Genomic DNA, 20,248 nt, shown 5'->3' with positions numbered 1-20,248 from the left:
GGCCGAAACGAAGGCGGATCCGATGATTCAGGAAGCGTATGTGACGGGACGCTATGGTATATTTGAAATGCAGCTTGGACGCAAGCGCCAATTGCAAGGTTTAATGGACTCGACACTTAGCTCGGGGTCTTATATCTGGTCGGGAAATGCGCTACCGATGCCATCCATCAATTTAGTTGTCAAGAATTTCTGGGCACCCGCGTTTCTAAAGGATGTCGTAGGCTTTAAAGGAAACTATTCTCACGGCTGGTTTGAGAATAGTCGGGCAGATGTGCGCGACTTTTATTTGCATCAAAAATCATTTTATGGCCGACTAGGTAAGCCTAGCTGGATGTTTAAATTCTATGGTGGATTCAACCACCAAGTGCAGTGGGGTGGCGTTTTGAAATATGCGGACCCATATAATATTTCTGCTAAAAATGGACGTATCGCGACCGGTACCAAGGAATATTTATACATGATTACAGGCCAAAGTATCAACCGCGTCAAGGAAGGCGGAGATACCGCAACCTATGGTGTTAATGATGGTTGGAATCGTTTAGGCAATCATTTGGGTACCGTTGATTTGGGTATGGAAGTGGATTTGCCTATTGGTAAATTACTCATGTATCGTCAATCCATCTACGAAGATGGATCCCTGTATTATTTAAATAATATCACCGACGGGTTGCACGGAATCTCGTATGCACGTTCGTCCAAAAAAGGTATCGTAAGAGTTGTTGTGGAGTATTTAAATACGGCATCTCAAGGCGGAAATGTGTTTACTAACTCCAGTGTTTTGCGGGGTTTTGACAATTATCTGAATAACGGAGTATATAATTCCGGCTGGACCTATTTCGGTAAGGGTATAGGATCACCGATGTTGACTTTAGATTCAGAGACAGATTTGTCGCCCACGAAGAATGTCTATTATGATAACAACCGCGTAGAGGCGTATTATATCGGTATTGAAGGAGTGTTTGGACAGAATTCGGTGACTTTTCGCGGTTCAATGTCGAATGCGATCGGTTGGTTTGGTAGCGAATTCGTTCCCGTAAAACGGCAATATGCTGTTGGCCTCTTTTGGTCGCGCCCAATCCAAGTCATGGGCCAAGACGCTTTCTTGAAAGCGAACCTAGGTTTTGATACCGGCTCATGGAAGAAAGACGTGGTAGGCGGCAACGTCACATTGGCCTTACCGCTACCTTAGCTTACCCAAAAAACAAGTAGCTCACCAGTATCGCGGTGACAATTCCCACAAAATCTGCGGCTAATCCAGCCCAAAGCGTGTATCGAATATTGCGTACCTGCACGGATCCAAAGTACAAAGCAACTACATACAAAACCGTTTCAGCGGAACCTTGGAATACGCAAGAGAGACGGCCAACAAACGAATCCGATCCGAAGGTTTTCATCGTGTCAATCATCATGGCGCGCGAACCACTGCCACTAACAGGGTGTAATAGCGCTGTGGGCATTGCATCTACCCAACGGTTGTCGATGCCCGACATGTCCACTAGATATTTGATTCCATCTACAATAAAGCCTAAAACGCCTGAATTGCGTAAGCATGAAATGGCCACCAACATCCCCACGAGGTAGGGAATAATTTTTACGGAGGTTTCGAAACCGCCTTTGGCACCCTCGACAAACGTACCAAAAATGTCAATTTTCTTACGCATGGCTGCGGCGATGAATGAGAAGATTAATAAGTATAAAATACCGTTTGAAATCACTTTGGATTGCATTTCGATGGCTTCTTTCGGTAGGGAACTGAAGTACCACAAGATACCGCCTAAGAGTCCGGTTATTCCCGCTAGCCAGGTCAGGAGTACGGGTTCGAATAGGTTGATTTTTTGTTTTATGGCTACGATGATTAGGCCAGTTATTGTGGTAGCATAGGTTGCCATCAGGCACGGAATAAAGATATCGGAGGCATCTTGGGCTCCGTAAATAGCGCGTTGCGCCATGATGCTCAAGGGAATTAAAACGGGTCCCGCCGAGTGTAGCACTAAGAACATGATTTGTGCGTTCGAAGCTGTTTCTTTGACCGGATTAATTTCCTGTAAACTTTGCATGGCTTTTAGCCCAAAAGGTGTGGCCGCGTTATCTAAGCCTAGTAAATTGGCCGAAAAATTCATAATCATTTGACCGTGAACGGGATGATCTTTAGGGATTTCAGGAAAGAGGCGGGTAAAGAAAGGACCGATGCGGCGCGCAAGAAATTGGATGGCACCTGCCCGCTCACCTACTTGTAAAATACCCATGAAAAAGGTCATGACGCCGGCGAGTGGAAGTGCGATTTTCATAACGGCGATTTCGGCCGAATCAAACATGCCATCTACTAGAATTTTGAAGATATCAGCATTGCCAAAAAAGACGAATTGAATAAGCGCAACAACAAACGCTACACCGAAGAATAGAAACCAAATCCAATTTAATGCCATAGGGTCAAGGAAATTTGGCTAAATTTAGGGAAAATCTTTGGTTCTTATGCGTCTATTCTGGGTTCTATGCTTGTTGTCGGTTCGAGTATTTGGTCAAATTCCTTGCTCACTTGAGCAGGAAATGCAAAAGCAGGGCTTGCTTGAAGTTCGGGCACACATTCCGGAGGTGTTGGTGGAATTAAAATATGCGACGACCGATAATTTTATGGGTAAGGACGTATATGGATGTCTAAAACAGGCCTTTTTGCAGCCAGAGGTGGTTACGAAATTAAAACGCGCGCAAGCGCACTTATCCAAAGCCCATCCAGGGTATCGCTTGTTGATTTACGATGCGGCGCGTCCGCTGTCTAAGCAGTGGGAATTGTGGAATACCTTAACGAAATATCCACCTAGTGAGCGGCAAAAATATGTGGCTGATCCGCGCGAGCATTCCATTCACAACTATGGTTCGGCGATTGATCTAACTGTCGCTGATGTGTCAGGCAAAGCGCTAGATATGGGTACGCCGTATGATTTTTTTGGTGAGTTGGCGTATCCATCTCGCGAAAAGGAGCTTTTGGCGTCTGGCAAACTAAGCCAAAAGGCGTATCAAAATCGGCTTATCTTGCGGGAGGCCATGGTATCTGCGGGTTTTATGCGGATTGAGTTTGAGTGGTGGCATTTTAATGCTTTCTCAAGAAGCGAGGCGAAGCGTCGCTACCAGGTGGTGCGGTAAATAATCGGTTTATCCGTAGCTCTTGCCGTTTATCCAAAAATCACTTTTTGCCAAAAAGCTTTTAGCTAAATTTGCAAACTTAATTGAAAAAGATGCGTACTAGAAAATACATCATGCTTGTTTCGGTGTTGCTTGGGTCCTTTGGGGGATTTGCGCAAACGGCGATTCAAGGGAATGCACAGGTGGTGCATTTGTCATTGACACAAGCGGTCGAGATTGCTTTATTGCATAATTTAAACGTTAAATCGTTTGAAGTAAGTTTAAAGAATGCGGAGCTGACGTATCAGCAATCGCGCTTTAATCAATTGCCTTCGTTGGGTGGAAATGTTAATCAGGCAGCGAGTTTTGGTCGTTCGTTAAATCCATTTACGAACGGATTTGATTCGCGGAACATCAACTTCAATAATGTTGGTTTGAATTCAAACCTGACGCTATTTAATGGTGGGGCACTTAAAAATACGATTGCTCAAAATGAGTTTACGTTGAAGGCGACTCAGGAGGATTTGGCATCGATTCGGGAGAACATTTCGTTGCAGGTGGTGCTGGCGTATTTGGCTATTTTGAATGCGGAAGACCAGTTGGCAATCGCCAATACTCAATCTCAAATCACCAAGTTACAAATAGATCGTACGCAGAAATTGGTGAATGCGGGGTCCTTATCGATCACGAGTTTATTGGATTTGAAGGCACAATTGGCGAATGAGGAATCAAATGTAGTTTCGTTTCAAAGTACGTTGGACATTAATAAGTTAACGCTCTTGCAGTTGTTAAACGATTCGAGCATTCAGGCATTTGATTTGGCTCGGATACAGGTTCCGGTCCCTTCTTCGAAGGGGTATGAGGTTTCGCTGAATGACATATATGCGAAAGCGGTTACGTTACAGCCTTTGGTACGTGCCGCTGATTTTCGGGTACAGAGTGCGTCGCGCAGTGTTTCGGTGGCGAAGGCTTTTCGTTTGCCTATTTTGTCATTAAATGGAAGTTGGTCGGCCAACCAATCAAATGCATTGCGCACGGTTGAGTTGTTGGGCACCCAGACCGTTAATTTGGGTTCGGTATCGATTGGAGGGCAGTCGTATCCGGTATCTACAGTACAGCCAAAATTTGGTTCTGGGGCTACGGTGGGTTATTTTGATCAGTTGAATAATACGCAAAACAAGGTGGTTTCTTTGAATTTGAATATTCCAATTTTCGCTAAGTATGCAAATCGGACGCGGGTTTTGCAGGCGGGCTTGCAGCAGCGGAATGCGGAGATTGAGGCGGATCGGGCGCGTTTGACATTGCGTCAAAACATTGAGCAGGCGTATGTGAATATGTTGAATGCGGCGAAGCGTTATGAGGCGGGTGCGGTACAAGTGTCTGCATTGGAAGAAAGCTTTCGTGCGTCGGAGAGTCGGTTTTCGGCGGGAACGATTGACTTTGTCAACTATAATTTACAGAAGACGAATTTGGATAAGGCGCGTTTGAGTTTGGTACAGGTTAAATATGACTACGTATTTCGGACGAAGATTTTAGATTTTTATCAAGGAAAGAGCCTAACATTTTAGACGTTAGACATTGGACGCTAGACGTTAGAATTAAACATAATTTAGGGGCCAAGAATGGTAACCCTTCGGACTCCGGACTTATGACTCCGGACTATTAACTGAATAACAATTAAGCTTATGAAAGGTAAAAAAACATGGTATATCATCGGAGCTGCGGTGGTGTTAATTTTCGGGGGCTTGGGTCTTGCGAAGAAGATGGAGTGGATTGGTAAGGTGGAGCCTATGGAGGTAGAGTTTGCTCAGGTGGTGCGTGGGACAATTGTGGAGAAGGTTTCTGCATCGGGAAAAATTCAGCCGGAGGTTGAGGTGAAGGTGTCGCCGGATGTATCGGGGGAGATTGTCTCTTTGACGGTTGCTGAGGGGGACTCGGTGGTTGTTGGTCAGGAAATATTGAAGATTCGCCCCGATAATTATGTGTCTTTATTGGCGCGTGCGGAAGCCCAAGTGAATGCGCAGAAGGCGGGTTCGGAGCAGAGCAAGGCGGTATTGGCGCAGAGTGAGGCGCGTTTAAGTAAGGCAAAGATTGACTTTGATCGGAATGATCGTTTGCATAGGGACAAGGTAATTTCGGATTCAGACTTCGATCAGTTCCAGTCCGCCTATATCGTTGCCAAACAAGATTTAGAAGCAGCGAAAGCCAATGTGAAGGCGGCTAATTTTAATGTCAAATCAGCGGAGGCGGCTTTTAAAGAGGCCAAAACCAATTTGACAAAAACTACAATTTACGCACCTCAGAGTGGGATTATTTCGAAGCTGAATGTGGAGCTTGGTGAGCGTGTGGTAGGAACTTCGCAGATGGCGGGAACGGAGATGTTGCGTATTGCGAATTTGAATAATATGGAGGTTCGGGTTAATGTTAATGAGAATGACATTACGCGGGTGAGTTTGGGTGATACGGTGATGATTGATGTGGATGCATTTTCGTCTTCTGATCGCAAGTTTATGGGTGTCGTTTATGAAGTGGCAAGTTCGGCAAACTCATCGGGAACGGCTGCTTCGGTATCGAATGATGCGGTGACGGAGTTTGAGGTAAAGATTCGTGTGTTACGTAGTTCGTATGCGGATTTGATTCAAGGCAAATTATCGTATCCGCTGAAACCGGGAATGACGGCCTCTGTAGAGATTTTAACGAATCGTAAGTCGAATATATTGACAGTGCCTTTGGCGTCAGTAACGACTCGCGAGCTTGGTGCTGAGAAAAAGGCGGAAGGCGAAAAGTCCTCCGAGGGTGGCGCGGCAGTGACGACTCAGAATGATGTGAATACGGCTCGTAAACGCAAGGAAAACATTCGAGAGGTAGTGTTTGTGGAGGAAAAAGGTAAGGTGAAGCAGGTTGAGGTGAAGACGGGAATTTCGGATTTTGAGCAGATTGAAATTGTTTCGGGTCTGAAGGTTGGCCAACAGATCATTTCGGGTCCTTATGCGACGGTAGCTAAGAAGCTTAATGCGGGGGACTTGGTGAAGAAGAAGGAAGAAAAGAAGAAGGCCGACAAATAAAATCAAAAAAAACAGGGGGCTACCTTGCATATATTGATTTAGCCCCCTATTTTTGCAGTCCCAATAGGAACAGTATTCCTTCTTAGCTCAGTTGGTTAGAGCACATGACTGTTAATCATGGGGTCCCTGGTTCGAGCCCAGGAGAGGGAGCCACAATGGGAAGGAGGTCTTTTTTGACCTCCTTTTCTTTTTTATTCCTCTGTAAAACCTTACTGGCGTTGAGTAAAACCTCAATCGGTTTGTGAAAAGAAATAGCTGCAACTTTATTTTCGTCAAAATGGATTTTTTCTGAAAAGATGCAGCTAAGTATCTTCTTTTTCGTCTTACCATCACTGTTCTGATAGAACTCTAAAAGGTTCTCCATCATGGGTACATGATTACTGATGTAGTATTTGAATGGTGTGGTCTCCTCAAATGAATCAAATAAATTAATCCCTGAGGCAACGAACAGAGGCCCCTCCTACCTTACTGTATTGGAACTCTTTTACATTGCCATTGCCGTAATCCAGGTAGCGGGCCCAGGCATTGCTCGTACTGAACTCCGTAGAACTCCACCAGTAACCGTACTCACCAACGTAGCCGAACGCCCAAGACCTAGAGGTACCATCGTAGCCACGGGCACCGCCCGGAAGACCTGAGAAACCGCTTTCGTTGGTTCCGTTACCATCTTTTTCCCATCCGCTGTTGCTTTTCATTTTTTTTCCTGCTACACTTTCGCCACTTAAAAAGTCTATTAAAAGACTCCAATCCCCACTAGATGGTATTTTCCAACCTTTAGGTGCTAATCCTCTTGGATCATTCACAGCATACCAATTGTATAGCTTCCCATAACGGTCTCCATTGTCTGGGTTGTTGTTGTAATAACACCAAGCAGGTTGTTTGTTTCTACCTGCTTCTACCCACTCTTCAACTGTTTTCGCTTCAGGAATGGGGTCACCATTGCGGAATTTGTCCACGTTGAGGTTTTTGGTCATCCATACTTGTTTACCGATGGTTACTTCTTCTGTTGATGCACCGCTACCACTAAAGCTTAGCATCATTGCAGTCATCACAACTGCACCTACTATTAAACTTACTTTTTTCATTTTTATTTGTATTTAAATTGTTCCCTACTCTGTTTAGAAGGCTTTTCGGGTTTCACCTTTTTAAATTTCTTTTTTTTTTTGTTATTATCGTATATACCAGTGTAATTTTTTTTGCATTAAAAAGAGACCGTATGAAAATACATACAACAATGCCTGATAGGCTAACCCTTTTTTTATTAAAGAGGTAGAAATTGCGGGTAACTATTTCAAAGTGAACGATTTTAGGTCAAGCTGTTATCATCATCTTGAGTGTGCCCATATCCTTGGCCAACCTTATCCATATCCTCAGACGTTGGTTCTTTGGAAAATGTAATTATTCGGATTCACGATAAAAGAGAAATCATTGGTCAAATCCCCCGCTTACTTCTAGGTGGTATTAAATCTTTTGTTATCGAAATTCCAGTTGGTAATACTTGCGGCTCAAATGTGCCACCACTTAAAAGCATGAAGATACCAGAGGAATTAAAAAAAATAATTGAGGAAAATAAATAACCAATTTTTACCTCCTTTAATTTTACACGAAGTTCAACCTTTCATTCTTCGGATAGTTACATACTCAATCATCGCATTATAGCTGCATCTTTCGTCAAAAGGGGGAGCAATAATGGTAAAAAGGTTATACTTTTATAGTGTAACCTTTTTTTATAAATAAGCTAACTAAGTCCTTAAAAAGTGCCGAAATGAATTCATAGTGGGCATACTTGTGTTTCTCTTTTTTTTAGAGATGTAATCAAGTCCTTTTTTTAAAATTGTAGGAAGTTCATCCTTTCATTTTTCTGATTATTACATACTCAATCATCACATTTTAGCTGCATCTTTTTATTATTTTTGTATTTTTTAAAATACAATTAAAAATATATCAATGAGAAAGCCTTGGCTAGAAAAATTAAACGAAAAGAAAGAGCCAAAAATTAAACGAATTGACATTGACTTTGCTGATATTCCAGCAGGAAGTAATATGTTTATTGCCACGCCAAAACTTGTAGATGAGTACATTCAACAAATTGGAATTGGAAAGAGGATAGACATAAAAACATTACGAAAAGACCTGGCTATAGAGCATAATGCCGATTATACTTGTCCTGTAACTACAGGAATATTTTTGAGAATTGTGGCAGAAGCTAACTATGAAAAATTACAAAGTGGAAAACCAATAGGAGAAATCACACCTTTTTGGAGAGTTATTGAACCGAAAAGTGCATTGGCCAAGAAACTCACATTTGGCCAAGAATTTATACTGAAACAAATTGAAAAAGAAAGTAAAAACTGAAAATAGGGTTTTATGCTTTTCCCATAAGCCTGCAAGTTGTTTTGTTCGAAGTTTAACCCTTTAATTTTTTAATAGTCACATACTCAATCATCACATAATAGTTGCATCTTTCGTCTGTAAGTGGAGCACAAATCAAAAAGAGGTCATTTTCGACCTCTTTTTTGTTTAAAAACCTTCATATCTTTCTCTAAACAGACATTTTTGTGGTTGCAACTTTTTGATTTTCAAATAGAAAGTTTTCGTGAAAGATGAAGATGGGCATCTTTTTTTTCGTTTCTCCTTTTGAGGTTTCTTAATACGCACAAATACCTAAAGTCGAGAACACACAATTTATAAAACTAAAAAGTTAGTTGTTAAACTAAAAAATTAGTTGTAGCTTTGTTTTCATAAAACAGAAAGAATGAATAAACCATTAACTAAAGCTGAAGAACAGGTAATGCAAGTGCTTTGGAAGTTAGGCACCGCTTACCTGAAAGACCTGGTTGATGCGATGCCGGAACCCAAGCCGCATAGTAATACAATAGCGACAATCATAAAAATCTTAATGGATAAAGGATACATCTCTCATGAAGTACATGGCAGAGTTCATTGCTACGCATCGGTAATAAGTAAGGAAGAATATTCTTCATCAAGTATTAAAACATTGGTTGAGGGATATTTTGAGGGCTCTTTTTCGGATGTAGTTTCCTTTATGGTAAAACAAGAAGATTTAAAGGTCGCTGATTTAGAATTATTACTTCAGCAGATAAAAAACAAAAAATAACAAGTATGATACCCATGCTATTTTATGTATTGAAAGTTATCCTTTGTAGTACAATACTTTACTCATACTATTGGTTTGTATTAAGAAACAATAATTTTCACCAATACAACAGGTTTTACTTATTAGGTTGCTCAGTACTTTCATGGTTAATGCCATTGATTAAAATTGAAATAATTGCAGAACAACTTGTTGAAGCACCTAAAGTGGTTCATGTTGCAAATATTATTGCTGCCACTAATACCGCAATAGAACAAGACGTTATTGACAAAAGTGTCCATTTTTCATGGGATAATCTTGTATTAATATTCGGAATATCAATTTCTGTCATTTTGTTGGCGAGGCTAATAAAATCTTTAATGAACATTAGAAAATTAATAAAGCAATACCCTTTGAAAGAATTAACAGGTATGTTTTTAGTCTTAACCAATATTAAAGGAGCACCATTTTCATTTTTTAAGTATATTTTTTGGAATACCTCAATTGATTTAACAAGTGAGATTGGAAAGAAGATACTCGCTCACGAAATTGTTCATGTTGAGGAGCATCATTCATTTGATAAATTATGGATTGAATTGCAATTGGTGGTTGGGTGGTTTAATCCATTTACTTGGTTGATAAAAAATGAATTGTATCTAATACATGAATTCATTGCAGACCAAAAATCGATACAAAATCAAGATGCCGGAGTTTTGGCAGAATTACTATTAACATCAGCATATCCGGCACAAAATCATATACTAACTAACTCATTTTTCTTTTCACCAATTAAACGTCGAGTCCAAATGTTTTCAAAATCCCCAAACACTAAATTTAGTTATCTTAGAAGATTAACTATTTTGCCAATTATGGCTGCAACAGTATTATTATTTGCCTTTAGAAATGGTTCCGATGATTCAAGACCAATGACCAAATTAGACAAAAAATATACAATAATTATTGATGCTGGCCACGGTGGAAATGACCTTGGTGCAACCGCTTCAGACGGAACTCGTGAAAAGGATTTAGCCTTAGATATTGCTCTAAAAGTAAAATCATTAAATAATAATCCCAATATTGATATTTTATTATCAAGAGATTCTGATAAGTCAGTTAAACTATCGGAAAGGACTAATTTCGCTAATGCGGCCAATGCGAACATGTTTATATCAATTCATATGAATAGCGATGTTACTCAATTGGGTACGGGAACCGCATGTTATGTACCATTTAAAAAGAATGAATATGTGCAAGAAAGTAACATGTTAGCCAAGAAAATCTTAGCGGCAACAAGTAGTTTATTTACAGAAAGTAAATTGGTCAATAGCGGTGAAAAAGGAATTTGGGTAATTGAAAATACCAAAATGCCGTCGGTATTTTTTGAATGTGGATATATTAGTAATTCAAAAGATTTGAAAATTGTTAATTCAAATGAGGATAAAATCGCAATCATGATTTTAGATGGCATTTCTTCATATTTGTCGAATAAAAAATAAAGTAAAACGTCCTCCAAATTACATTAAGTGTCCTTTAATTGGTTTAAACAATGAAAATGGCTGTAACATTCCACCCTTTAAAGGAGCATACCCGGTAGAGAAGTTTACGAACTTATTTGGTCAAAACCAATAATCAAATCTGTCAATCTCTTTGACTTTGTTATATTGAATCGACGCGTTTTCGGATAAGCTAATAATATAAAATACCTCACTCGAACAATAGAAATGAGTAAAATAAATTGAGCAAAATAACTATTTTGCATCTTCAAATATTCTATTTAAACCTATGAAAAAACTTAAAAGTCGATTAAAAAATGGAGAAACCCTACATGGATGTTGGCTCAACCTAGGTAGCTCATTAACCGCAGAGATTGTAGGTTTGTCTGGTTTTGATTGGGTTTTAATTGATCTAGAGCATGGAGCTGGTTCAGAAAAAGAGGCTTTGGGGCAGATGCAAGGGCTCCAACACACATCCGCTGGAATCATTGTTCGAGCAGAGAGTGCCGAGCCCCAGCGAATTCATCGTGTTTTAGATATGGGAGCAGAAGGTGTCATGTGCCCCAAAATAAATAATTTAACGGAAGCTAAAAAAGTAGTTAATGGCTTGTACTATCCGCCTATGGGACAGCGAGGTGTAGCCAAAATGGTCCGGGCTACACAGTTTGCGCAAAACTTTCAAAGCTATTACGAAAACGCTCAAGAAAATATTTTAGGAATCGTTCAGATAGAGACAAAAGAAGCCTTAAATCATGTAGATGAAATTGCAAATTTAGACGGGGTAGACGTCTTATTTATTGGGCCAGCAGACTTATCGATGGAGCTGGGAATTTTTGGCCAATTCAATCATCCCGAATTTTTAGCAGCTGTTGAAAAAACCATTAAGGCAGCAAATAAAGCTGGTAAAGCTACGGGTATTTTATTTTTTAATCCAGAAGAATACACCAAATACCATCAAATGGGAATTCGTTTTATTGCTTGTGGGGCCGATGCTACTTTTGTAGCGGATGGAGCAAAAAACATGGCGGAAAAATTAGCAATACTTAGAACACAGCAATTATGATTTTGGACCCCATTATTTTATTGGCCATCGGAATAGTTTTAGTCGTAGGGGGTATTATAGGATTAAAATTACATCCATTTTTAGCCCTATTATTAGGCGCGTTTGTTGTCGCCATTTTAACGCCAGCGATTATTTTAGAGCAATTTGGCTTGTCGAAAGGAATGGACGCGGCGGCGGCCTTATCATTTTCTAAAAAAAGTGTTGGCGAACGGATTGCCACAGAGTTTGGGAATACGTGTGCCAAAATTGGTATTTTAATTGCCATAGCTGCCATCATCGGAAAATGTATGTTGGAGTCCGGCGCGGCAGAGCGAATCATTCGATCTCTTTTAAAGTTTACAGGTGTGGGAAAAGCGCCTTTCGCCTTTCTTTTTGGGAGCTTCTTTTTGGGAATCCCGGTGTTTTTTGACACCGTTATATTTTTAATGATTCCTTTGGCCAAAGCCATGACTTTGCGGATAGGTAAAAACTATTTATTATTGATATTGTGCATCATGTCGGGTGCGGCTATGGCTAATTCTTTGGTTCCCCCCGCGCCAGGACCACTTTTCTTAATCGGCGAAATGCACATACCTATCGGTCTAATGATGGGATGTGGATTAGTAGTAGGTTTTTTCACCGTATCAGCCGGCTATATTTTTTCTGTTTGGGCCAATAAAAAATGGCCGATTGAATTAAGGGATTCAGTCGATGCAAAATTGGAAGATCTTAAAGAAATTTCGGCCAAAGAAGATCAAAGTTTACCTGGATTAGGAGTCTCTTTATTGCCGGTTATGATTCCACTGGTCCTTATTTGTTTGGATACTGCTATGTCAAATTTTTTAAAAGGAAGCAATGTCATTGAAATAGGAGGCACATTTAATCAATTTGCTGCTATCATTAAATTTTTGGGAGACAAAAATATTGCCATCATTTTAGGTGGGGTTGCGGCATTATGGGTTATGGCCAAAAATAAAAAGGATCAGGGACAAAATTTGAGCCCTTTTGTGCAGACAGCATTAATGAGTGGGGGTGGTATCATATTAATTACGGCTGCTGGCGGCGCCTTTGGGGGGATACTCCAACAAACGGGTATTAGTGCTAAGATAGCGGAATTGACTGCTGGGTACCAAATGGCATTAATTCCCATGGCTTTTTTTATTGCTGCAGTTGTTCGAACAGCACAAGGTTCAGCCACAGTCGCATTGATTACCGCTTCGGGAATTTTGTCCGGGATGGCGGGGCAGGCACACTTAGCATTTAATCCCGTTTATATTGGATTAGCGATTGGTTGTGGATCTAAATTAGTTCCATGGATGAATGATGCAGGGTTTTGGATATTTTGCAAATTGAGTGACCTGACAGAAAAGGAAGCTCTTAAGACTATTTCACCACTTTTAGTAGTAATGGGATTAACCGGTTTAGTAGTCATTTTAATTGGGGCAAAGCTGTTCCCCTTAATTTAATTAACATATGAAAAATATTGGATTTATTGGTTTGGGAATTATGGGAAAACCCATGGTTTTAAATTTACTGAAAGCAGACTTTTCAGTGTTTGTTCTTGAAAAAAGTGCTGCCGCCAGTGAAGTAAAATTAGCAGGAGCTAAACTTTGTGCTTCTCCCTCTATATTGGTACAATCCGTTGACCTCGTCATTACGATGTTACCAGATTCTCCTGAGGTAGAGGCCGTTTTGTATGGGGACGATGGAATTATCCGTCATATGAAAAGTGGGCAAATCTTCGTAGACATGTCGACGATCTCCCCCTTGACAACCAAGAAAATTCATAGTGATTTGGCTAAATATGGTGTGGAAGCTTTGGACGCTCCCGTTTCAGGTGGCCAAGTGGGTGCTGAGGTGGCTACGCTTTCAATTATGGTTGGCGGTTCTAGCAAGGCATTCAATCAGGCATTGCCTATTTTTCAAGCCATGGGAAAAAATATAGTTCATATAGGGGTAGCAGGCGCTGGACAAATTACAAAAGCTTGTAACCAAATGATTGTTGGCATGACGATTCAAGCCGTTTCAGAAGCATTTACCTTAGCAAATCAAGCGGGTGTAGATTTAGAAAAAATGCGCGAAGTATTGTTGGGGGGATTTGCCCAAAGTCGCATTTTGGACTTACATGGCCAACGAATCATCGATCGAAATTTCAAGCCAGGTTTCAAAATAAAATTACACAAGAAAGATATGAATATTGCTTTGGAGACAGGAAATGCATTAAATGTTGATTTAATTGGAACTGCTCAAGTGGCCCAACAAATGAGTAAGGCTGTAGAAATGGGGAATGGAGAGCTGGATCACAGTTCATTGGTATTACTATTAGAAAAATAAATATGACTTATATCGCCGGTCCCCGCATTAAGGAAATCCACATAACTCCTATTGCGATTGTTGACCCACCTTTATTGAATGCAGCAGGCTTACATGCTCCTTATGCTTTAAGAACCGTTTTAGAAATTGTAACGGAAGATAATATTTCCGGTATTAGTGAAATACCAGGAACGAAGGATATTGATGCGGCTTTGGAAGAATCAAAAAAACTTTTGATTGGCCAGGATGTATTCCAATTAAATCAAATTAGGCATATTTTAGAACGAGCTTTTGGTACAGATTCGGTCGCTGACCGAGGTCTAACTCCGTGGGATCAAAGAAAATTAGTACATATTTTTAGTGCTGTGGAAGTGGCTTGCATGGATATCATGGGGAAGGTAACGGGTAAACCCATTGTTGATTTGTTGGGGGGAAAGATGCGCGACCGCGTTCCTTTTTCTGCTTATTTATTTTATAAGTATGAAGGTGCAGGAGGGGAATGGGGATTTGATACAAATCCCAAAGCGATAGGTTGGGACGCAGCCCGACAAAAAAGTGCGCTAAACCCAGAGGAGATTGTCGCACAAGCCAAGGCGATGTGTAAGGAATTTGGATTTCAGTCCATCAAGTTAAAAGGGGGAGTTTTTGAGCCGCGACAGGAAGTAGATGCGGTAATCGCTTTACACAAAGCATTTGGCGAAAAATATCCCTTAAGAATTGATCCAAATGCACTTTGGACCGTTGAAACTGCCATAAAATATGGCAAAGAAATGGAACCGTATTTAGAATATTTAGAGGATCCTGTCCGTGGGCAAGAAAATATGGCACAAGTTCGCAAGGCTTTGAAAACACCTTTGGCCACTAATATGTGCACGACCTCCTTTGCTGAAATTCCTAAAAGTATTGAAATTGGCGCCGAAGATATTATTTTGAGCGACCACCATTTTTGGGGTGGATTACGGGCATCAATGACTTTGACAGGTATTTGTGGAACATTTGGCAGAGATTTGTCGATGCATTCAAATAGTCATTTAGGGATTTCATTGGCTGCCATGGTGCACCTTGGAGCGGCATTACCCAAAATGACCTATGCGTTAGATACCCATTATCCATGGCAATCAGATGAAATTATTATAGGTGGTCGAATGAAATTTGAGGATGGCTCGGTCGAAGTACCCGGTGAGCCTGGCCTAGGGGTAGAATTAGATCGAGTGGCCTTGGCGGCCTTACATCAAAACTATTTAGCCTGTGGCCTGACTAAGCGAAACGATGAAATTGAAATGCAAAAAGTTCATCCTGATTGGACTTTTAAGGCTGTTCGTTGGTAATGTAAATGGTATATAATGATACGCGGCTTCGTTAATTTAAACTTAAATTCGAGTTTATTTACTGAAGATAAAACGCAATATTTGAATTGAAGCGAAAATCTGAACCCCCTTTTCTACTTACACAGTTAATTGGATAGTGTCATAATGAATACATTTACTCATCAAATAATAATGAAGATCACACCACATTATTTTTCCCCCAATAACTTTAAATCTCATTCAGTTCTATTTTTATTTCCATTATAAATGTTTTTAGGTACTGTGTAGCAAAGAATGTACGCACATTAGAAAAAAAAGAATTTTTAGATTTTCATATTGCTAGATTTAAGGGAAAAGTGGTGTTTCTTTAATTAAAATATAAAGTTTGTGGTCTAATTTTTTTGGTTGATTTTAAACAGCTACTATTTTTTTAATTAATTACAGAATAATTATAAATCACTATAAATCATCCCTAATTTACTTTCAGGTTTACCTGATTTACTCGTATGAAAAATTATTTACTACTCTTATTCTTTACTTCATCGTTCATTTCTCTGGAGGCAAAAGATAATTCCGAGCTAATAAAAAAGGCAGATCGCCTCATTGCTTTACAAAAGCTTTATTCCGTTATGCATAAAACTCAAATTCCACCTAGTGGAGATAAGCATGATTATATGAGCCAAGGACCTTATTGGTGGCCAGATCCAAGTAAACCAGATGGAAAACCGTACATCCGAAAAGATGGCGTTAAAAATCCTGAAATAAAGGGAATCACTGATTCGGATGAAATGGATGAATTGATAGACGATGTGGAATTATTGACACAAGCATTTCAAAAAACTAAAAATGAAAAATATGCTGCCTTTGCCTCTAAATTAATTAAGACTTGGTTTATAGATCCAAAAACAAAACAGAATCCAAATTTGAATTTTAGCCAAGGAATTCCAGGTATTAATACAGGTCGTGGAATTGGTATCATTGAAACCCGGTTTCTGATTAAAATCACGGACGCTGCAGAGAAATTACAAGCCTCTACGCAATGGCGTAAATCTGATCATCAAGCATTGAAAATCTGGTTTAAAGACTTTTTGACTTGGCTTATTGAAAGTCCCATTGGCAAGGATGAAGCTGATGAGCATAACAACCATGGCACTTATTATGATGTTCAAATTATCAATTTTGCTATGTTTTTGGGCCAAAATGAGTTGGCAAGGCGCCAATTAGAAATTACCAAATCTCGGATGGCATCACAGTTGAAGCCCGACGGATCTCAACCGCATGAATTGGCCAGAACTAAGTCTTTTGGTTATTCTTTAATGAATCTGCGAGGCTTCTTTTATCTAGCCGAATTTGCGCAAAAATTGAAGGTTGACTTATGGCATTATCAAACACCTGAGGGTGCGACAATTAAGAAATGTTTGGATTTTTTAATTCCTTATATCAAAAAAGATAAGGTGTGGCCATACCAGCAAATTACTGAAATTCATTGGGCCGATTCAGAAGAAATCTTGTTGGAAGGTTTTAAAGCCTTTAAAGATATTTCTTATTTAGATTTAGCGAAAAAAGTAAGTGTTCTAAGTCATGATAAATTCTCATTATCTGATTTGGTAGATCCATTTTTAGATTCATCTAATTCTCGCTGGTTTTTCTTTAACTCGACTAGTCGGCCTTTTGGTATGGTCAATCTAAGTCCTGATAATGGTGTTCAAAGTGACTGGGGAGCGGGATATCGATATAAATCAGATAGCATCAAATGCTTTAGCCATATTCACGGTTGGCAATTATCAGGGGTCCCTGTATTACCTACTACAGGGGAATTTAAAGGCCAATTGGGTTCAGGTAAATATGGATCCACTTTTTCGCATGCCAAGGAAATAACTAAACCTGGTTATCATGAAGTTTATCTAGAATCGTATAAAATTAAAGCGCAGTTGACGGCCACTACTCGTGTGGGATTTCATAAATATACGTATCCAAAGTCTGAGCAAAGTCAAATATTGTTTGATTTTGCTACGTTTTTAGGACCTTCAGATACCCAAAGTGCGTATGTTAAGCAGGTGGGAGATCATCGAATTGAAGGCTATGCCATCATGTCGCCTGCGGTACGCCGACCAAAAATTTTGCCTGTCTATTTTGTGGTCGAATTTGACAAGCCATTTACTAAAATTGCCGCATGGCGAAAAGGGAAATTAGAGGCTTTTTCAAACGAGATTGAAGGGGAGAAAATAGGGGTTTACGTGAACTTCCCAACGGAAAAAAACGAAGATCGTTTGATGAAAGTTGCTATTTCGTATGTGAGTACAGAGCAAGCAGCTTTAAACCTGAAAACGGAAATTCCTCATTGGGATTTTGACCGTGTTGTGGAAGAAAGTAAATCTGAATGGAATGAATGGCTAGGTCGTATTCAGGTGGAAGGCAAGGATGAAGTGGCAAAGAAAAGATTTTACACGGACTTGTTTCATGCTTTGCAAGGGAGAAGGATTGTCAGCGATGTTAATGGAAAATATTTGGACATGACAGGGGAAAAGCCACGCACGGGTCAAATTCCTTTGAAGGCTAATGGCCAACCGAAATTTAATCACCATAATTTTGATGCCATGTGGGGAGCGCAATGGACGATAAATACCTTGTGGCATTTGGTTTATCCTGAGGTGACCGAATCGTTCATAAATTCGATGTTGATGATGTATGATGACGGAGGGCTAATTCCGAGAGGTCCCGCGGGTGGAAATTATACGTATGTAATGACGGGAGCATCTTCGACTCCATTTATTGTAAGTGCATACCAAAAAGGGATTCGTGGTTTTGATATACAAAAGGCTTATGAAGGCATGCGTAAAAATCATTTTCCTGGAGGTATGATGAGCAAGGCAGGCTATGAACACAAGACTTTTAAGGGCGGTGGGATTGAGTATTATATGGAGCGCGGCTATGTGCCTCATCCCATCAGTAATATCCGATATGGTTTTCACTTGGACGGATCTGCGCAAACACTTGAATATGCCTATCAGGATTTCTCTTTAGCCCAAATGTCAAAGGCCTTAGGAAAAACAGATGATTATCAATTGTTCATAAAGCGTTCGCAGAATTATAAAAATATATGGAATCCAGAAATAGGTTGGATGTGGATCAAAAATTTAGATGGGAATTGGGAGAAATCAGTGGATATTTTACGTTATGACCATGGTTGGGAAGAAGGAAATGCAGCTCAATGGACTTGGTTTGTCCCACATGATTTAAAGGGATTAGCCAGCTTGATGGGAGGAAAAGATAAAGCGGTGGCAAAATTAAATGAGTCTTTTGAAAAGGCTTCTGTGCATGATTTTGTTAGTGGAAAATCTCATGATACGGAAACACAGGAGGAAAATCGCCGAGTTTATTTAAACTTTGGAAACCAGCCCTCCATTCAAACGAGCTATATTTTCAATCAAATCGGTGCTCCTTGGTTGACCCAAAAATGGACCCGTAAGGTCATCGAAAAAGTATATTCAGGCCTTTCGCCCAATTATGGATATAGTGGAGATGAGGACCAAGGGCTCATGGGTTCATTAGCTGTTTTGATGAAAATAGGCATATTTAGTATGGATGGCGGAGTGGCTAATACGCCCTATTACGATTTAAGCAGTCCTATTTTCGATAAAATTGAAATTAAACTTAACCCCGATTTTTATCCTGGAAAAACAATTTCAATTGAGACTAAAAATAATTCTCAGGACAATATGTATATCCAGCAGGCGAGTTTCAATGGCAAGCCGATAAAATCTTGGATTTCACACCCTGACCTAATTAAAGGAGGAAAAATTAGGTATATTTTAGGTCCTAATCCGAATAAGAACTTTGGTCAATAATGCACATCAATTTAAAAATAGCCCTGCTGATTTACCACTCAAATTATTTGATCAAACGGATATGTATCATTTTTTTATGGATGATTCTGCACAAATAAAAAAATATCGCGTATAAAACTCCGAATTTTGGCTGGGCGTTTGAAGGTTGCCCCTTTACGGCTTTTTTCGTAAAAGCTGCAACTCTACAACATAACTTTGAGTGATGCAATGCCGGTTTTCTAATGGCGCTTGGCTTATAACGTAAATCTTAACGAATATACCCCTGAATTTGGTTCAAATCGGGTTTAAATTATTTCTACAACCTCAACTATATTTTTTTGAAATTTTTTGCGGGAGGGTTTTTTATCATTTCTTATTTCAAGTTCCGAAATGATAAAAAGTTTTATTTTTATCGTGTAATCTTTTATGTATTATGGATAGGCTATCTCAATTCTTTAAAAAGTATCGAAATGAAGTAATCGTTGGCTTGCTTTTGTTTCTCCTCTTGATTTTTAGAGATGTAATTAAGTCCTGTATGTAAAATTGAAGGAAATTCAATTCTTTAATCTCAACGGAATAAAAATGAATACAATGCTATTCCCCAAAATATCGCTAGTACTTAATATTCTCGTATTAATTCCTGTTTGTTTAGGGATACTTCTAAAGGCCAATTGGGCCGTTGATTCATACGGAATTGAAACTCCAGCACGAGGAATTTTACTGTCTATTTATTTAGCAATTTTCATTTTCTCAGCTCTACTGCTATTCAAATTTGACCCAAAGTTTGTTATGGCGCTTTTATCTGTTCAAATATTATATAAATTATTAAGTCCAATTATGGTTGGAACCATTACAAATCCCGTCATTATAAGTAATCTTTTTATTGCATTATTTCATTCATTTAGCGTTTGGAAAATCATATCAGCGCAAAAATTATCCCTTTAATTTCCAGATAGTCACCTATTCAATCGTCGCATTATGGTTGTA

Annotated in this window: 18 protein-coding genes and 1 tRNA gene; 16 read left to right on the top strand and 3 right to left on the bottom strand. The window is 39.6% G+C overall.

Annotated elements, in window-relative coordinates:
- On the top strand, positions 1–1,189 hold a 1,189-nt coding region (locus AC1W6K_RS01045; protein WP_481946114.1), incomplete at its 5' end, for a capsule assembly Wzi family protein.
- A 1-nt stretch (position 1,190) separates the two neighbouring features.
- On the opposite strand, the gene AC1W6K_RS01040 is transcribed toward AC1W6K_RS01045, so the two are convergent.
- Complete coding sequence (locus AC1W6K_RS01040) at positions 1,191–2,426, bottom strand: nucleoside recognition domain-containing protein (RefSeq protein ID WP_481946113.1); 1,236 nt, start codon at positions 2,424–2,426, stop codon at positions 1,191–1,193.
- A 46-nt stretch (positions 2,427–2,472) separates the two neighbouring features.
- Between AC1W6K_RS01040 and AC1W6K_RS01035 the strand changes: the two genes are divergently transcribed.
- The 4 genes from AC1W6K_RS01035 to AC1W6K_RS01020 all read left to right on the top strand — a co-directional run bounded on the left by AC1W6K_RS01035 (position 2,473) and on the right by AC1W6K_RS01020 (position 6,338).
- Positions 2,473–3,141: a M15 family metallopeptidase gene (locus tag AC1W6K_RS01035; protein WP_481946112.1), complete on the top strand. Its 669-nt coding sequence runs from the start codon at positions 2,473–2,475 to the stop codon at positions 3,139–3,141.
- A 92-nt stretch (positions 3,142–3,233) separates the two neighbouring features.
- Positions 3,234–4,688, top strand: a complete 1,455-nt coding sequence (locus AC1W6K_RS01030; protein ID WP_481946111.1) for a TolC family protein — start codon at positions 3,234–3,236, stop codon at positions 4,686–4,688.
- 117 nt (positions 4,689–4,805) lie between these two features.
- On the top strand, positions 4,806–6,185 hold the full coding sequence (locus AC1W6K_RS01025) for an efflux RND transporter periplasmic adaptor subunit (RefSeq protein ID WP_481946110.1): 1,380 nt from the start codon (positions 4,806–4,808) through the stop codon (positions 6,183–6,185).
- 76 nt (positions 6,186–6,261) lie between these two features.
- Positions 6,262–6,338 (top strand) — tRNA-Asn (locus AC1W6K_RS01020).
- Here the strand turns inward: AC1W6K_RS01020 and AC1W6K_RS01015 are convergent.
- Positions 6,301–6,552, bottom strand: a complete 252-nt coding sequence (locus AC1W6K_RS01015) for a hypothetical protein (RefSeq protein WP_481946109.1) — start codon at positions 6,550–6,552, stop codon at positions 6,301–6,303. The genes AC1W6K_RS01020 and AC1W6K_RS01015 overlap by 38 nt on opposite strands.
- 61 nt (positions 6,553–6,613) lie before the next feature.
- The gene (locus AC1W6K_RS01010; protein WP_481946108.1) at positions 6,614–7,270 is read right to left on the bottom strand and encodes a fibrobacter succinogenes major paralogous domain-containing protein; all 657 of its coding nucleotides are present in this window, start codon (positions 7,268–7,270) and stop codon (positions 6,614–6,616) included.
- A 211-nt stretch (positions 7,271–7,481) separates the two neighbouring features.
- Here AC1W6K_RS01010 and AC1W6K_RS01005 point away from each other — a divergent pair, with 211 nt between their 5' ends.
- The 11 genes from AC1W6K_RS01005 (at position 7,482) to AC1W6K_RS00955 (ending at position 20,206) form a co-directional block, all read left to right on the top strand.
- Positions 7,482–7,583 (top strand): DUF3703 domain-containing protein, encoded by a 102-nt coding sequence (locus AC1W6K_RS01005; protein ID WP_481946107.1) that lies wholly within the window; start codon positions 7,482–7,484, stop codon positions 7,581–7,583.
- The gene (locus AC1W6K_RS01000) at positions 7,571–7,762 is read left to right on the top strand and encodes a DUF3703 domain-containing protein (protein ID WP_481946106.1); all 192 of its coding nucleotides are present in this window, start codon (positions 7,571–7,573) and stop codon (positions 7,760–7,762) included. Before AC1W6K_RS01005 ends, AC1W6K_RS01000 begins: the two co-directional genes overlap by 13 nt.
- A gap of 370 nt (positions 7,763–8,132) precedes the next feature.
- Complete coding sequence (locus AC1W6K_RS00995; RefSeq protein ID WP_481946105.1) at positions 8,133–8,540, top strand: hypothetical protein; 408 nt, start codon at positions 8,133–8,135, stop codon at positions 8,538–8,540.
- Positions 8,541–8,940: 400 nt separating this feature from the next.
- Positions 8,941–9,303 carry a BlaI/MecI/CopY family transcriptional regulator gene (locus AC1W6K_RS00990; RefSeq protein ID WP_481718970.1) on the top strand — a complete coding sequence of 121 codons (363 nt, stop codon included), beginning with the start codon at positions 8,941–8,943 and terminating at the stop codon, positions 9,301–9,303.
- Positions 9,304–9,452: 149 nt separating this feature from the next.
- Complete coding sequence (locus AC1W6K_RS00985) at positions 9,453–10,775, top strand: N-acetylmuramoyl-L-alanine amidase (protein WP_481946104.1); 1,323 nt, start codon at positions 9,453–9,455, stop codon at positions 10,773–10,775.
- 286 nt (positions 10,776–11,061) lie between these two features.
- On the top strand, positions 11,062–11,835 hold the full coding sequence (locus tag AC1W6K_RS00980) for an HpcH/HpaI aldolase family protein (protein ID WP_481718972.1): 774 nt from the start codon (positions 11,062–11,064) through the stop codon (positions 11,833–11,835).
- Complete coding sequence (locus AC1W6K_RS00975) at positions 11,832–13,280, top strand: GntP family permease (RefSeq protein WP_481718973.1); 1,449 nt, start codon at positions 11,832–11,834, stop codon at positions 13,278–13,280. Before AC1W6K_RS00980 ends, AC1W6K_RS00975 begins: the two co-directional genes overlap by 4 nt.
- Positions 13,281–13,287: 7 nt before the next feature.
- Entirely contained in the window at positions 13,288–14,148 is an 861-nt protein-coding gene (locus AC1W6K_RS00970) for an NAD(P)-dependent oxidoreductase (RefSeq protein ID WP_481946103.1), read from the top strand.
- A gap of 2 nt (positions 14,149–14,150) precedes the next feature.
- Positions 14,151–15,455 (top strand): enolase C-terminal domain-like protein, encoded by a 1,305-nt coding sequence (locus AC1W6K_RS00965; RefSeq protein WP_481718975.1) that lies wholly within the window; start codon positions 14,151–14,153, stop codon positions 15,453–15,455.
- 485 nt (positions 15,456–15,940) lie between these two features.
- On the top strand, positions 15,941–19,282 hold the full coding sequence (locus AC1W6K_RS00960) for a GH92 family glycosyl hydrolase (RefSeq protein ID WP_481946102.1): 3,342 nt from the start codon (positions 15,941–15,943) through the stop codon (positions 19,280–19,282).
- Between the two features lie 561 nt (positions 19,283–19,843).
- Positions 19,844–20,206 carry a hypothetical protein gene (locus AC1W6K_RS00955; RefSeq protein WP_481946101.1) on the top strand — a complete coding sequence of 121 codons (363 nt, stop codon included), beginning with the start codon at positions 19,844–19,846 and terminating at the stop codon, positions 20,204–20,206.
- Positions 20,207–20,248 lie beyond the last annotated feature (42 nt).

It is taken from the genome of Aquirufa sp. (genome assembly GCF_964796385.1).
The sequence above is the reverse complement of the archived record's forward strand: the minus strand, read 5'-3'. Positions and strand labels throughout refer to the sequence as shown.

What these genes read in the sequence shown, in the direction of transcription:
- AC1W6K_RS00955 (WP_481946101.1), top strand. Translation starts at nt 19,844, where the DNA reads ATGAATACAATGCTATTCCCCAAAATATCGCTAGTACTTAATATTCTC.
- AC1W6K_RS00965 (WP_481718975.1), top strand. Translation starts at nt 14,151, where the DNA reads ATGACTTATATCGCCGGTCCCCGCATTAAGGAAATCCACATAACTCCT.
- AC1W6K_RS00990 (WP_481718970.1), top strand. Translation starts at nt 8,941, where the DNA reads ATGAATAAACCATTAACTAAAGCTGAAGAACAGGTAATGCAAGTGCTT.
- AC1W6K_RS00975 (WP_481718973.1), top strand. Translation starts at nt 11,832, where the DNA reads ATGATTTTGGACCCCATTATTTTATTGGCCATCGGAATAGTTTTAGTC.
- AC1W6K_RS00970 (WP_481946103.1), top strand. Translation starts at nt 13,288, where the DNA reads ATGAAAAATATTGGATTTATTGGTTTGGGAATTATGGGAAAACCCATG.
- AC1W6K_RS00995 (WP_481946105.1), top strand. Translation starts at nt 8,133, where the DNA reads ATGAGAAAGCCTTGGCTAGAAAAATTAAACGAAAAGAAAGAGCCAAAA.
- AC1W6K_RS00985 (WP_481946104.1), top strand. Translation starts at nt 9,453, where the DNA reads ATGCCATTGATTAAAATTGAAATAATTGCAGAACAACTTGTTGAAGCA.
- AC1W6K_RS01025 (WP_481946110.1), top strand. Translation starts at nt 4,806, where the DNA reads ATGAAAGGTAAAAAAACATGGTATATCATCGGAGCTGCGGTGGTGTTA.
- AC1W6K_RS01010 (WP_481946108.1), bottom strand. Translation starts at nt 7,270, where the DNA reads ATGAAAAAAGTAAGTTTAATAGTAGGTGCAGTTGTGATGACTGCAATG.
- AC1W6K_RS01030 (WP_481946111.1), top strand. Translation starts at nt 3,234, where the DNA reads ATGCGTACTAGAAAATACATCATGCTTGTTTCGGTGTTGCTTGGGTCC.
- AC1W6K_RS01040 (WP_481946113.1), bottom strand. Translation starts at nt 2,426, where the DNA reads ATGGCATTAAATTGGATTTGGTTTCTATTCTTCGGTGTAGCGTTTGTT.
- AC1W6K_RS01015 (WP_481946109.1), bottom strand. Translation starts at nt 6,552, where the DNA reads ATGATGGAGAACCTTTTAGAGTTCTATCAGAACAGTGATGGTAAGACG.
- AC1W6K_RS01035 (WP_481946112.1), top strand. Translation starts at nt 2,473, where the DNA reads ATGCGTCTATTCTGGGTTCTATGCTTGTTGTCGGTTCGAGTATTTGGT.
- AC1W6K_RS00960 (WP_481946102.1), top strand. Translation starts at nt 15,941, where the DNA reads ATGAAAAATTATTTACTACTCTTATTCTTTACTTCATCGTTCATTTCT.
- AC1W6K_RS00980 (WP_481718972.1), top strand. Translation starts at nt 11,062, where the DNA reads ATGAAAAAACTTAAAAGTCGATTAAAAAATGGAGAAACCCTACATGGA.